At 34.9% G+C, this 16,062-nt stretch carries 6 protein-coding genes; 5 read left to right on the top strand and 1 reads right to left on the bottom strand.

What is annotated here, in order from left to right:
• Window positions 1-13 precede the first annotated feature (13 nt).
• The gene (locus P5G49_RS06695; RefSeq protein WP_301242717.1) at window positions 14-1,303 is read right to left on the bottom strand and encodes a tyrosine-type recombinase/integrase; all 1,290 of its coding nucleotides are present in this window, start codon (window positions 1,301-1,303) and stop codon (window positions 14-16) included.
• Between the two features lie 527 nt (window positions 1,304-1,830).
• On the opposite strand from P5G49_RS06695, the gene P5G49_RS06690 reads away from it, so the two are divergent.
• From P5G49_RS06690 to P5G49_RS06670, 5 genes are all read left to right on the top strand, one after another.
• Window positions 1,831-3,354, top strand: a complete 1,524-nt coding sequence (locus P5G49_RS06690; RefSeq protein ID WP_301242716.1) for a hypothetical protein — start codon at window positions 1,831-1,833, stop codon at window positions 3,352-3,354.
• Window positions 3,351-4,271 (top strand): hypothetical protein, encoded by a 921-nt coding sequence (locus P5G49_RS06685; RefSeq protein WP_301242715.1) that lies wholly within the window; start codon window positions 3,351-3,353, stop codon window positions 4,269-4,271. Before P5G49_RS06690 ends, P5G49_RS06685 begins: the two co-directional genes overlap by 4 nt.
• Before the next feature lie 3 nt (window positions 4,272-4,274).
• Window positions 4,275-9,572 (top strand): DEAD/DEAH box helicase, encoded by a 5,298-nt coding sequence (locus P5G49_RS06680; RefSeq protein WP_301242714.1) that lies wholly within the window; start codon window positions 4,275-4,277, stop codon window positions 9,570-9,572.
• A 717-nt stretch (window positions 9,573-10,289) separates the two neighbouring features.
• Entirely contained in the window at window positions 10,290-12,770 is a 2,481-nt protein-coding gene (locus tag P5G49_RS06675; RefSeq protein ID WP_301242713.1) for an EAL domain-containing protein, read from the top strand.
• Between the two features lie 46 nt (window positions 12,771-12,816).
• Window positions 12,817-16,044 carry a response regulator gene (locus P5G49_RS06670; protein WP_301242712.1) on the top strand — a complete coding sequence of 1,076 codons (3,228 nt, stop codon included), beginning with the start codon at window positions 12,817-12,819 and terminating at the stop codon, window positions 16,042-16,044.
• Window positions 16,045-16,062 lie beyond the last annotated feature (18 nt).

Raw genomic sequence — 16,062 nt, 5'->3', positions numbered from 1 at the left:
TTGATAGCCTCCGTTAATATATTTTTTTTCCATTGAATATATTTTTTAATCTATTAATATCCCTATAAAAATAATAATAAGTTGAAACTGAATGCTTATGGCCGACAATATCCCTTACTTGATCAAGATTATTATGATTATTTAAGGCGTTTGTTATAAAGGTGTGTCTCAGGGTTTTAGCAGTAAATCGTACTTCTTTGAAAGTTTTTAAGTTGTATTTTCTAATTAAGTAGGAAATGTAATAGCTAGCCATACGTTTCCCGGATGGATATAGGAATAATGCATGTGTATTTTCCTGTGGCAAATAATTTTTCCGGATTGTTAAATAGTCTTTAATAAATAGGAATGTAGATTCTGTAAGGGACAAAGTTCTTTGATCTGATTTTATACTTTTTAATACGATTTGTTTTTCATTAACATAAACGTCATCAAGGTTTAAGTTGACAACTTCAATTGGTCTGCAACCGGTTTCTAAAAGTATAAGGAGTATTGAAATGTCCCTTAAAATGTCTTTTGAAAAATTGAAAATCGAATCACCAACTGACAGTACTTCATGAATATTGATGTATTCATTGCTCCTTTTTCCCTTTTGGCAAAAACGTTTTGGGACATTATAGTGGAATGTAATTTCTCCCTTTCCATACAAAAATCTCATGAAAAGCTTTACTGCCTTTAAATATGCATAAGCAGTATTAAATGTGATTTTTTCAGTAATGGCTCTTTTCCTTAAATATTCCTCGAATTTATTGATACTTTCGCGCCAACAGTTACTGCTATATTGCTTTTCAGTCCCATACGCAGAGTAGACTAAGAAATGTTTGATGCTAATTCGGTAATAATTGATTGTAGCATTTGAGTAATTTCTAATACGCATGAAATCATCAAAATCGGTTAGTATCGGAAAGTTATTCCGGCTTACGTTATAACTCCGTTGATTATTATTTGGAGATCGATAATAAATTTTTACAATTTCTTTCTTGGTAAGATAAGTAGAAAACTGACTTAGTAAAGAGTAAAAGGCTGGTGCATCAAAATTCTTGATAGACCCATTTGAAGTTAAGCGCTCTACTTCCAATTGTACTTTTAAGAAATGATTTAAGCGTAAGTTGTTTAACTGCAAATTCCCGGTTTTAGAAATTAAAGCTTTTTCTTTTTTACATTCCCGATATAGGACATCCAAAAATTGTTCTGTAATATCGCATTGCGGTGGTTTAAGGTTCGATATAAAATCTTCGAATACCTTGCGGATAGGGGGATCATAGAAGTATGAAGATGAATAATGTTGCTGGTTCTTCTGTTCCATTTAAAAACGCACGCTCCTTATTTGTATGTATCAATTGATTTGTCTAAATTTCTATTTGCATCAATAGTGTGAGTATTATATAGTAAACATATATTTATGTTTTTGTTGGCCTCAACCATGCGGCAGAGGCGATTTTTTAAAAGCACTTTTGGTAAGTGTTCAAACGAACTGGGAAGGGGTTCGTATGTCCATTTATCAAGAGTGTTTTTTCGTGTTTAAGGGAAAATAATTGGACTGAAAGTACGAATAAGATTTCGTACAGTTTCTTCATCCTATTTATTTCCGAGTTTTTGAGAATTTATACAAATACTTGCCGGGAATTTAAGTTCCCGGCAAGTTTTAAGGGGGGACTTAAATGAAAAATCACCGGTTTATCAAACAGAAATGGCAACCGAATTGGTATCTAAACCATGATTTGCTGCTATTTCAATTGTAGTCTTAATCGAAGCAGCATAATATCTTGGCCAATATCTTGGTCAACGGATATATTTCAAATCGAAATCGGTATCTTCTAATTAGGTGATTAGATGACACAAAAAGGTTTCGATCTGAACCACATAGAATTAATTTTGAAATTTAATATGGATGAAATTGATTACCCACAATACTTCAGAAGAAGAGATCTAAGTAAAAATGGTCATTTAAGTGAACTCAACTATATTGTTAATGACAATCAACATATGCTTAATGAATTTTTATCCAAAATTTCAGTGGGACTAAGATGTAGGGCAATGAAGGGGATTTTTAAGCTGACCAATAGAGACTTAGAAGTTATGTCCGGTTTTGGTAAAAGTGCAATCGGCTATTTCATCCAAGATAATATGGAATTGAATAAAGATAGCATCGTTATGGCACAAAGGAATACTTCCTTAGAAATGTTAAATAACTTAGCCATCATCTTGGATTTGCCATTTAGATATCTCGCGTATCAGTGTACAAAGTACCAAATGATAAATGATTTTTCTGAGTATAATACACCGAAAATAAAAGTTAGAAATTTATATCATTTAATTGAAGAAACATTGTTTGAATTGAAAAATGAACCGAAAAAGAAAAGGAACATTTTTGGTGTTCGAATAGAAAATGAATTCCAAACAGGAGAAAATAAATATCTTAATACCCGAGTCGATATCCGGGAGAAGTTTTTTACAATAGAGATTCACCTTGAAAATCATGCTAATTTAAACTCGGTAGATTTAATTAATTTAGAAGGAGCATTAGATAAAAGTAATGAGATTTATATACGGGATGCCTTCTTGCGCGATAATAAGAAGCTGTGTATTTTAATATTAACAGACATAAATGAATTTGCATACTTACTAAATAGTAATTTATCTGTTTTTAAAGGAAATGATAAAGAAGGATACCTAGTAGCAACAATTATCACAGCAATAATATTAGGAGAACCAATTCTAATTCATGGTGAATATAGCTTAGAGTTATCAAAGTGTCTTGCCAGAACTATTTCATGTACGCAAATGCTAACTATAATTCCGGAATTAGAGACGTTCACATTAGCAAATTTACAAAGCCAAAATGAATATTTTAAATCAATGGATGTAATTAAGACATTAATTATCCACAATCCCCATACAACTTCAGCTTTATATAGTTTGCCTACTTATCTAAAAGAACAAAAATGGAATGTTGACGGGTTAGTTCCTAATTTAACTATTATTACAATGGATTCGATTGAAGAGGCAACAGCTTTTGTTGAAAAAATACCCTATAGTCCTTTAATTGATGCAGCTGATTATATGAAGAAATCTATTAATCTGCAAAGTTTAAAGTCGATAATAGACGGACAAATGAATTTATCACCTATATCAAATTCAGTCACAGAAGATTCTTCGTTAGGGATACGTAGAAAGTTTAGGGAATGGATTGAAAATGAAAAAGACGAGGAAGTTGAAATTTCAAAATATGTTATGGCATGGCTTCATCAATTTAGTAGTTTTATAGATAGTGAAGAACAGTTATTCGAATGGAGCTATAAGGTGTTTAAACAATCACTTGGGCTTTCGGGGAATACGGGAGTGAAAGTACATTGATTAATCATTATATGGAAATACAAAAAAAAATAAATTATTACAGTTGTTATATTAAAAATTTAATCTATAGTTTATGCACAGAGTTTCAAACTGACAGGGTACACATTCGGCGCATAACACCTGTTTTAGTACGTTTGCTGGTTAATGAAAACGAGTCTTTTATAAGGTTCTTTAATTATGAAAAGATAGGAATAGAGATGCAGTTAATCCGATATGTTACACAATTGGGTGAGATTATTCATGTTGGAGAGGGTTATTATACATTACCTCCAGAAAGAGCTGTACAGATGCCGGATGGACGTTTCATAGTGGTTAGCTCATTAAAACCTTCGGTAAATACGTCCTTTGGTATTGGACTATTACCAGAAAAGCTGCCCGAGATTACGTTGTCATATCAACAATTTTTACATAGACCTACTTCAGATGAAATCCTAAATATATATAGTAATAGGTTGTCTAAAAATCCAGATATAGTGCCAACAGAAATGATATATTTTAATTCTACTGGCATTGTTAAAACAAAAAGAATTATCAATATGCGTGAAGGAGTATTTTATATTTTATTTTTTGAACGTTCTTTTAGGCATTCTACAAAGTTAGAAAGATACTTTGCTAGATGGCAAAATAATGAATGGTTTGTGGCTGAAATTAAAAGCACTTCCCACTATCTCCGTCTTCGCTTAGCTTTGGGCTCTATTAGTAAACAAGTTTATACATACAAGATAAACTATCTAAATAAGGATTGTCTGGAATTAAAATTTAAAGTTATACTCCCGGAAGAAGAACATCGATTATTAAGATTAATTGCCACTCCGGAGCATAATAAATGGCCAAGACGCTATGTATTTTCCATTGTCCAATTGCGGAGTATTGAAAAAATTTTATCGTGTTGCAATTTAATAAGAGAGGAACTTTAAGTAATGGATTACTCTATTAACTATGTAGCAGAACGCCTTCATCAGAAATTAGCTGAATATATCGAAACGCAATATCCGATTAGTGAAAAATCTTTTCAGATTAAACGTACGGAATTATTGAATAAACCAGGTGTCCTATCAACTGAACCTTATATTGAGGCTACTCCTGTTTATGAAGTAGGAAGTAATTATAGGAATATGGATATTCCAGAAGTTGCACAAAATCTAATGGTGGAACTAGCTAACTTTGTTCCATCAGTTGGAGTTTTCCCGAAACCTTATTTGCATCAAGAAATGGCCATGCAAGCTTTTCTGCAACAAAATAAGGATATTATAGTTTCAACGGGTACTGGTTCTGGAAAAACAGAGTCTTTCTTGCATCCAGTCCTTAATACATTGTACCAAGAAGCGAAAAAGCGCCCCGAGCAATTTAAAAAAAGAGCTGTACGTGCATTAGTATTGTATCCAATGAATGCATTAGTAAGCGACCAAATGACACGTTTACGCCGTTTATTTGGGGACGACAGGGTGAAAAAGATATTTCAAGATGCAGGTGGTAGAAATACTCAATTTGGAATGTATACATCACGTACACCATACGCGGGTGCACATTCAGCAACTAAGGATCGCTACCAGCTTGATGACATTTTAAAGTATTATTCAAGTTTAGAAAAAAATAAACCGGCTGAAGTAAAACAAATGAAAGAGCGGGGGAAATGGCCTGCGAAAGATTTGACGGCCTTTAAAAACTCTAAGGAAACGAAGAGGGACCTTTACAGGGGGATAAAGACTGATGCTGAGTTGTTTACCCGTCATGAAATGCAAGATACGCCACCGGATATCCTTGTAACTAACTATTCGATGCTTGAATATATGCTAATGCGACCTATAGAACGCTCTATTTGGGAACAAACAAAAGAGTGGTTAGAGTCTAATGAAGACAATTATTTCGTTCTGGTTTTAGATGAAGCACATATGTATCGTGGAACGGGTGGTGCTGAGGTAGCTTTATTAATTAGACGTTTACAATCTCGGTTAGGTATTGACCGGAATCGTTTAAAATGTATTCTAACCTCGGCTAGTTTAGGGAAAGAAAATGATGATGTTGGACCGATTGAGTTTGCTAAACAATTGACAGGAACTCCAAGCTGCCGTGAATTTAAGCTAATCAGGGGCGTAGAGGAAAGTAGAATTATCTCAAAGGCTTCGTCAGAGCAGGATTTAGGTAATTTATCTTCTATGGATAGTGATGCGTTTATTTCTATTGCAAAGGATTATCCTTCAAATTTAAAAAAATTAAATCCCTTTTTTAGCAAGTTAATGTGGCCAAGTCCACCTGAGGAACGCGAAAAGTTTCCACAATATTTATATGAACAACTAAATGGTTGGGAACCTTTGGAAAAGGTTGTCAAACAAATTAGTGGCAGTGCTACAACACTAAAAGCAATCGTTTCTTCACTTTATCCATCGGCTAACAGAAAAGAAGCTGAAAAGGCAATAAGTAATCTCTTGCTTTTAGCTAATGCAGCAAAAAAAAATGGGCGTGTTCTATTACCAGCTAGAGTACATATTTTCTTCAGAGGGCTATCTGGGATTTATTCCTGTATAAATCCAATGTGTACAGGATGTAATGAAGATGGACTTTTAGGTAAGTTATTTGAAGATTTTCGAGTAACTTGTGATTGTGGTGCACGTGTATATGAGGTCATGACCCATCGTTATTGTGGTTCCGCTTTTATTAAGGGATATATTAAAGAAAAAGGTGTGGGACAAGCGTATTTGTGGAATGAGGGTGGACATGGTGTAGTTGATGAAAAACTAAAAGAAATTCATTTATTAGTTGAAAAACCACATGAAGAAGCTATAAAGGGAAATGGGATTACACCATTATGGTTACATATTGAGACAGGATATTTACAAGATACTCCACCTTCCACAGCTGGATTTATCCAAGTATATAAATCTGTTGAAAAAGTATCAAGACGAAAACATAAAAACTATTATTCCAATGCAATTTCTTTTGAAAGATGTCCATGTTGCTTAAAAAGTGCAAAATTCAACATTCGGGATTTACGTATTAAAGGGGAGCAACCCTTTGCCAATCTTATTCGCGAGCAATTTAGGATTCAGCCGCCAGTTGAAGGGAATAATAATATTAATGAAGGACGTAAAGTACTGATTTTCTCAGATGGTCGTCAAAAAGCGGCACGTTTGGCACGCGATATACCTGAAGAAGTTGAAAAGGACTCAATTCGTCAATTGATTTTAAAAGCAGCTTTTGACTTAGAGAAAGAGGGTATTCGTGCCAAAATCGGAAAAGAATTATATCCCGCAGTATTACATTACTTGCATACAAATCAGTTGCATTTATTTTCACAAGAAAAGAGAAAAGATTTAGTACAAGATAAAGATTATTATGTAAGGGAATTCTATGAAGAATATGGACCTGACTTAATCGAAATATTTAACGAAGCGGATGACGATTTGGATATGTCCTTACGTAAAGAGTTTAAACTTCGTATGTTGGAAGTAATTGGATCACCAGGCTATTCCATCTATGACACAACAACTGGAATTGTTGTACCAATAAAACGAGTTTATAGTAAAGATTTACGCAATCTTATTGTTCAGAAGGATTTCGAAAATATATCTATCTTGTTCATCAAAGAGTTACTAGACAATATAGCCGTGGATATTGATTTGGAACCATATGAAAGAAGAGACTTATTAGGTTTGTATCGTGATGAATCAGAATGGGGGCGTAACTTCCACTCCATTTCAAAACAATTGAAAATTAATATTAGTAAATGTGTAGGCGAAGAAAATACGGAAACACTGATTCAGTTGCTTTTTAAAAAACTTTGTCGTACTAAAAACGATAAATACTTTTTAGATTTAAATAAATTAACAATTAAAGATGGTATCCATCACACATGGTACAAATGTACATCTTGTAAACAAATTCACGCTGTGAAAATACAGGATAACTGTCCGAGTTGTAATGATAATTCAATTGAAGAACTACTACCGAACAGTGATATTCTTCGTGCAGAAAAAGGCTATTGGCGTACACCGATTGCTCAAGTTTTAGCAGGTGAGAAAATTACAAATATCTCTGTTGAAGAACATACAGCTCAATTATCTCAGAAAGATCCAAGTGTTGCTTTTGCAACAACTGAACAATATGAGATGGCATTTCAAGATATTGTATTAGATGAAGACTTGGGTATTGTTGATATTTTAAGTTGTACTACAACAATGGAAGTAGGTATTGATATTGGTTCATTAACTGCCGTTGGTATGCGCAACATTCCTCCGCAACGTGAAAACTATCAACAGCGTGCAGGTCGAGCTGGCCGTCGTGGATCATCCCTCTCAACTGTTATTACATATGCCCAAGATGGGCCACACGATCATCATTATTTTAATCATCCAGAGTATATTATTAGTGGTGAAAATCGAGAGGCCCTTATTTACATTACGAATAAAAAAATTATTAAACGACATATCCACGCGCTCCTTATTCAGACATATTTTCATAACTATGCTGATGATGAAACAATATCAAGTAGTATTTCAGAAGCTTTAGGTTCTACATTGGACTTTTTTAAAGGAAAGTCAACTTTTTCAATTGATGCATTTTATGATTGGGTTCAAAAACAACTGAAATTAAAATTTGTAAATTATCCAGAGGTTTTTGCAATTATTCCAGAAGAAGCAGTTAAAAATGAAAGTGAGAAATGGGGACTTATTAAGGAAGCTGCCGAAAATTTAGATCAAGATTTAGTGGATGCTTTTGATGAAGTAGAAGAAAGCATAAATAAATATTTCGAAATTCTAGAAGGTGAAGATGATATTCAATCTGAAAAACATCCAGATGAATTACTCTTAAACTTTTTATTCAACCATGGGTTTCTACCAACCTATGCATTCCCCAGAAACTTGTCAAACTTTTATATTCAAGGACGGAACAACAAAAATAAAGTTATTTTAGAACAGCGGCCACAATTAGAATTAAATCGTGCATTGAGTGAATATGCGCCAGGTAGACAAGTGGTTGTAAATAAGAAAACTTATCGTATTGGAGGTATTTATAATCCTTTCTCTAAAAACCCTGATGCACCAGCACAAGATATTAATATTTATGAAAAGCGTGTTGCGTTTTGTCTGAAGTGCAACTTCACAAAAAAGTTAGAAGACAATAAACTTCATGAAGTCTGTCCGAACTGTAAGGAGAATATTTTAATTAGACCTTATGTTCGTCCTACAGGCTTTTCACCCGAAAAAGGTAGAGAACTACAAAAAGGTGATTTATCACAGGAATATAGCTATACTAGTACACCACAGTTAATTATAGATAAAGAAGACTTCAAACCTTCTCCATACAATAAATTGGGTTTAATAAAATATATGCACAGAGAAAATGAAGAGCTGATTATTGTAAACAGGGGTGCAGATAATGAAAGTGGTTTTTGGATGTGTGAAGATTGTGGCTTTATTAAGCCTGTATTGGGGAATGAAGATTTGTCAAAAGGACATGATAAACCATTTCAACAGTCTGGAATGGTTGAAAGGAAATGTTCTGGATCGTTACATCAAATTTATTTAGGTAACTCATTTAGAACAGATTTGTTTTTAATTCGTCTAACTATGGATGAAAAATTAGATTTCTATGCAAGTAAAAAATGGTTGCACGATGCCTTAAATACTTTAGGTGAAGGTCTTGTTCTCGCTTCGAGTCGTATATTAGATATTGATGCACAAGAACTAACGGTAGGATATCGGATTTTACAGGAGGAGCAGGGTATTGGGTTCGTTGATTTGTACTTATTTGACACATTATCAGGAGGAGCAGGATATTCATATGAAGCGGGTAACCGAATAACTGAAATTATTGAAAAAACATTTGATGTATTAAATGAGTGTGCGAATAACTGTGATTCATCTTGTTACAAATGCTTACGAAACTATCAAAATCAGATGAAACATGGCCAATTGAATCGAATGCTTGGCTTGGAATTATTGACTTATTTAGTTTCTGGTCACTTAAAAGTCTACACATCCGAACAAGAAATAGGTGTTTTGAAAAAATTAAAGGCAACATATGATTTACATCATGGACAAGGTTATGCGAAATTTAAATCAGTAAATAACCATGAATTTCTTGAATTAGTAAATGGGAAAGTGATTGGATTGAAAAATAACATTGAAAAGAAATATACTGTGGGTGATATTCAATTTTATTCACCATATGAAATTAATTTTGATTTGCCAAATGTGTATGAAGAAATTGAACAGTGATTTGGGTACTGTACCACCCAAAATTTTTATTTGAAATTATAGTTACTTCATTCTACACATTTTCTACACAATTTAAGTCAAAAGATTGCAGTACCGAGGTTTAAAACGGATCACTGAATCCCTCCTGGGACGTACTGAAACGCCTGAACCTTGAAAATTAGGTTTTGGGCGTTTTTTATTTTATAGTAGGATTTCAATATCGGCATTTATGCGTGATTTAGATGATTTATGAGTTTCTGCGGATGTTTATGCGGGTTTGGAGAGAGTTATGCTTGTTTAGTGAGGTTTATGCGTGTTTAGATGATTTTATGAGTGTTTTGAGCAATAACTCTTATGCCTGTGTGGTTTGTAACTGGCCAAGTTGGGTATATGTTATTTAAATAAGCAAGATGACTGTAAGTGCGCCCTGTCCTTGTCGGATAGGGCGCTTTTTAATTTGGGTCAAATCAATATTCCTAATTAACCTCTAATCTCTCTGAACACTAATGAGTAAATCGGGTATTTAGTATCAAGTTATCCGTTTAAATTTTCCGATACTAAATAGCCCTATTGATGTATAATAAAAGATGCATCCATTTGGACAATAACCATTGCGGATGGGATTATGAAATTTGTATTTTATTTAATGTTTAATTACTATGAAAGTAATCTATCTTTAATTTTCTGATTTTTGCAAATGGAAAATATTTGGAACTTATACTTGAGAAGGGAAGCGTGATGCATTTGAATGAAAAGATAAATATACTTTTAGTTGACGACCGACCGGAAAATCTTATGGCCATAGAGGCAGTCATCGAGAAAGACGAATATAACATAGTCAAAGCGTCTTCCGGAGAAGAGGCTTTAAAGTGTCTTTTAAAAATGCCTTTCGCATTGATATTGTTGGATGTTCAAATGCCTAAAATGGATGGTTTTACTACGGCGAAAATTATTAAAGCACGTGAAAAGACAAAAAATATCCCCATATTATTCATTACTGCAAATAATATGGAATCAGAACATATTTTCATGGGCTATTCCGTGGGAGCTATTGACTACATACTTAAACCTGTTGATCCCCTTATTTTAAAGGCAAAGGTAGAACGATTCGTCGATATTTACAAAATGGAGTTTCAGCTAGTTCAACAAACCTCAATGTTAACCGCTAAAACAAAAGAATTAAAACGTGCTAATGAAAACCTTCTTGAAACAACTTCTAAACTAATAGTGTCAGAAGCACTTTCAAACGTTATAAACGAAACATCAAGAGATTCGATGATAATTCTAAATAAAGATGGAGAAATACTAAAGGTGAATCCATCAGGTGAAAAGAATCTTAAATACCATGACGGCGAACTCGAAGGGGAAAATATCAGGATTTTATTTACCTTTAAGGAATCGAGGTATTATTTGGATAGTATACTTATGTCCATTCAGCGCTATGAAAGTATACGAGGTTATGATAGCCACGAAGAGATTTATATAACGAGAAAGGATGGTTCGACCTTTTTGTCCGAGATACAAATCGGTTGGAAATTTATTCAGGATCAAACTATCATTGCATGCACGATACGGGATATTACAGAGCAGAAAAAAAGTGAAGCATTAATTAAACATATGGCGTATCATGACTTTCTAACAGGTTTAGCGAACAGGCGCTCCTTTAATGAGACATTAATTAATCATTTGAAGAATGCAAGAGAGTCCAATCAACCAGTAGGGGTTATGTTCTTGGATATGGATCGTTTTAAATACATAAATGATTCACTTGGTCACTCTATTGGGGATCGTGTTCTTCAAGAGGTTTCGGTTAGACTTGGCAGTTGTGTTAGAGACCAAGATTTCTTAGCGAGAGTTGGCGGGGATGAATTTAACGTCATCTTGCCAAACACTGATAGGGAAAGCGCTTTGGAAATTGCAGATCATATTTTAGCAGCCCTTCAACAACCGTTGTTGGTTAATGATTATGAGTTGTATATTACAGCAAGTATTGGACTATGCATCTTCCCATATGACGGGGAGGATTATAATGAACTAATTAAAAGGGCAGATGTTGCTTTGTTTCAGGCAAAGGAGCAGGGAAAAAATAAATATCAAGTATTCCATACAGGAATGAATATGCAATCCTACCGATCTTTTATTATGCAAAATGACTTGAGAAAAGCAATCGAGAGAAATGAGTTTGAACTCGTTTACCAACCTCGAGTCAATGTTGTCACTGGGAAAGTGGAAAGTGCAGAAGTCTTGCTCCGTTGGCATCATCCAAGCTGGGGATCTGTGTCACCAAACGAGTTTATACCAATCGCAGAACAAACCGGTCTGATTGTAAAAATTGGGGACTGGGTGCTAAGGACTGTCTGCCAACAAGTGAAGCGTTGGCAAGAAAATGATTACAATTTAGTAAGGATAGCAATAAACTTTTCCGCACGGCAATTTATGCAAAAGGATTTTTTATCTAATATAGAGAGGATTTTAGAGGAGACCGGTGTAGCTGCACACTTACTAGAGATAGAGTTAACCGAATCGGCTTTATTGGAAAATGAAGATTTCGTCATAAATGCATTACATAGATTAAGAGAAATTGGCATTATGATCAGCATTGATGACTTTGGGACAGGCTACTCTTCACTTCAGTATCTAAGCCGATTACCCATTAATATACTCAAAATCGACAGATCATTTGTTCAAGGAATAATGGATAAGTCGAGTGAAAACAGGTCCATTACTACTGCAGTTATCTCGTTGGCAAAATCCTTGAGATTATCAGTAATAGCTGAAGGAGTAGAAACTAAGCAACAGCTTGAGTTTTTGGGTCTGCATGGATGCGATGAGGTCCAAGGATATCTATTTTGCAAGCCTGTTCCGCAACAACGATTTGAAGAAATGATGTTACAAGGCAACGGGATGGTTTTCGACGTCAAGCTACAGCAGGAATACAAAGAAGTCAATCATGAACAATTGGACAATCCCATTCCAGTGGCATTAGAACTAATTAAGAAGGAGTATTCAATTACAGCAAGGGAATTCGAAGTATTTGACTTACTATTGGCTGGATTAAACAATAAAGAAATATCTCAATACCTATATATTAGTGAACATACAGTGAAAAATCACATCTCTCGCATTTTTAGAAAAATGAGTGTAACGGATCGAGCGCAGGCAATGGCGATGGTGTACCAACATTGTGTTACCAAACCAGATAGAGTTATTGGCATTTAATGACTTTCCAAAATAGAAAGTCGATTGTCAGAAGGGACGATATGAATTGAAGATAAGAACCAAATTGTTGCTGGCGTTAAGCCCGCTTTTGATTCTCCTACTTATTCTGATCGGTTTTGGAAGGTTTCAAATGGCCAAATATAATGATATCAGTAATACGTTGGAAACTAATTACAACTTATCCGTATTAGCCACATCGATTCAACGGGATATAAAGGATGAAGCTATAAGTCTGCGAAACCTTTTTATATACGAAGATGAAGATCTGATTCAAAGAGAGATTTCAATGTTAGAAGAACATAGTGAACAGGTCTCCGAGAATATTGCTCGGCTTAGAGCTCTTGCATCAACTGATGAACCTATCCGGATTATTGGCGAGATAAACAATCAGTATTCTGTATTTAACCTCTACAAGGCCCGGTTAATCGAATTTATAGTTACGGGAAAGAGGAATGACGCATTTGTTTTAATGAAGGAAAACTCGGCAGTGATTCAAAAAGAATTCCAAGACTTAATCTCAGATTTGACTCTTGCACTCGAAACGAATATGTATGCCTCCCTTGAGACTGAGAAACAAGGTTTTACTAAGATTGTTCTTGTGGAATCCATAGTGTCAATTGTAATAACAATTGGTATCATCGTTTTGCTATTCAGAAGTATTTGGTCCTTCTCAACTAGATTAAACAAGATGGCAAACGTAATGGGTGGTATTGCGAACGGCCGTTTAGACTTGACTACAAAAGTTGATGTGAAGGGTAGAGATGAATTCGATGAAGTAGCCGATTCCTTCAACCAGATGACTTCCTCGCTTGAAGAACAGATGATGAGACAACAAGATCTGTCTTGGATAAATTCCAATATAGCCGAAATTACAATGAGTATGAGCGGAGCAAGAACTGTAGAATCACTAACAGATACGTTTTTGTCTAAGATTGTTCCTCTTATCGGTGGAAGTCATGCTGTTTTTTATGTAGTTGAAGATGAAGTGGAAGAGATAGAAGCAATCTTTAAACTACGTGCTTCGTATGCTTTCAGGGAGCGTAAACATATGACAACCACTTTCCGTTCTGGTGAAGGGTTGATCGGACAATGTGCTTTGGAAAAGAAACCAATCACCTTGTCGAAAGTTCCTTCTGACTATATAACCGTAAAATCAGGTCTTGGAGAAGCGGCCCCTTTAACATTGTATCTCTTGCCAATCCTATTCGAAGGCGAGGTTAATGGTGTCGTTGAGATAGCTTCGTTCGAGCCGATCATTGAAAAAGAAAAGACATTGCTTGAGGAACTCATCAATGATTTAGGTATGATTTTGGAGAGCGTAATTGGAAGAATCAAGCAGGCGAAACTATTGGAAGAAACACAGATCTTAATGGAGGAAATCCAAGCTCAATCGGAAGAGTTGCAGACTCAACAGGATGAGTTAAAAGCAACGAATGAAGAGTTAGAACAACAAACTACAACACTTCGACAATCTGAAGAAAAATTACAATTGCAGCAAGAGGAACTTGAGCAAACTAACGTGGAACTCGAAGAAAAAGCGCACCTCCTTGAAAAACAAAACCAAAAATTTGAAATGAAAAATGTTGAATTAGAAAAGGTTAGGGTTGAACTCGAAGAGCAAGCGAGGCAGCTGAACCTTAGCTCAAAATACAAGTCGGAGTTTTTGGCAAATATATCCCATGAATTACGCACACCGTTAAATAGCTTGCTGATTTTATCTAATTTACTCTCTGAAAATAAAGAAGAGACACTATCACCAAAGCAAGTGAAGTTTGCAAAAACGATACATGCTTCAGGGAAAGAACTTTTGTCGCTGATCAATGATATATTGGATTTATCTAAAATCGAGTCAGGAAAAATGAACCTCAACTTGAGTAAGGTGTTTATAAAAGACATAGCTGAGTATATAGAAAGTAATTTCCGGATTATGGCGAGTGACAAGAACCTTGGTTTTAAAATAGAACTTCAAGACGGCCTGCCAGAATTCATCTATTCCGATGAAGTGAAGATCAATCAAGTACTAAAAAACCTTCTTTCGAATGCATTTAAATTTACGAATTCAGGTGAAGTTAGACTTTCTGTTGGGGTTGACTATTCTTCAACTCAGCCATCCGTTGTTTTTTCTGTCTCAGATACAGGAATAGGAATCGCCGAAGAGAATCAAGCCTTAATCTTCGAGGCATTCCAACAAGTTGACGGCACTACAAGTAGAAGGTTTGGGGGGACTGGTCTCGGATTATCAATCAGCAAAGAAATAGCAAATTTGCTGAACGGGAAAATTTTTCTATATAGCCTGGAGGGGAAAGGCAGCACATTCTCATTCCAAGTAGGAAACTATAAGGATGAAGAATCATTTGATAGTCCGAGAGAAGTGCATATTGAAAGAGAAGATGTTCAGATAAGTAACGAAAAAGTGGAAACAGAAATTCTTCCTGCTCCATTGGTTGATGATCAAATTAAAAAATTATTAATTGTAGACGATGATTTAAATCAACGAAATAGCTTGATGGAACTCATCAGTGATATGGATTTCATCTTGAAGGCTGTATCAACTGGCGCGGAAGCCTTAGTCGAATTAAAAAGAAGGCAGTTTGACTGTGTAATAGTAGATTTAGGTTTAACGGACATCTCAGGATTTAAATTAATCGAGGATATTCTCGGAATAGATAAATCTCTCAAGATATTTGTGTATACAGGAAAGGATTTATCGTCGAAAGAAGAGCTTCTTTTAAATCAGCATGCTCATGCCATCATCATAAAGGACGAGCATTCACCACAGCGGCTGAAGGAAGAATTGAGCTTGTATTTAAATGAAACAAGCATACTTGTCAAGAATGAGGGATATGTGGAGAAAGATCACATTGATATGACAGGACTCGAGGGGAAAAAAGTTCTTCTTGTAGATGACGATGTGCGTAATGTTTTTGCAATTTCCAGCACGTTAGAGCATTACGGTATGGATATCCGTTTTGCGGAAAATGGAATTGAATGTTTAAATTTATTGAAGGAAGATCCTTCTGTTGACATTATTATTATGGATATCATGATGCCTGAGATGGATGGCTATCAAACAATCCATGAATTACGGAGAAATCCTAAGTTTCACGATGTGCCAATTATTTCTTTGACTGCAAAAGCAATGAAAGAGGACCGTGAAAAGATATTAAAAGTAGGTGCTTCTGATTATATTATGAAGCCTGTGGATTCAAAACAACTCATGTCCCTTCTAAAAGTTTGGCTGTTTAAAGAGAAGGGGATTACAACACGTGAATAATAATGAACTTCAAACAGA

Source organism: Sporosarcina highlanderae, assembly GCF_030433715.1.
GTDB classification, from domain to species: Bacteria; Bacillota; Bacilli; order Bacillales_A; family Planococcaceae; genus Sporosarcina; species Sporosarcina highlanderae.
This window is presented reverse-complemented; position numbering and strand designations above follow the sequence as displayed.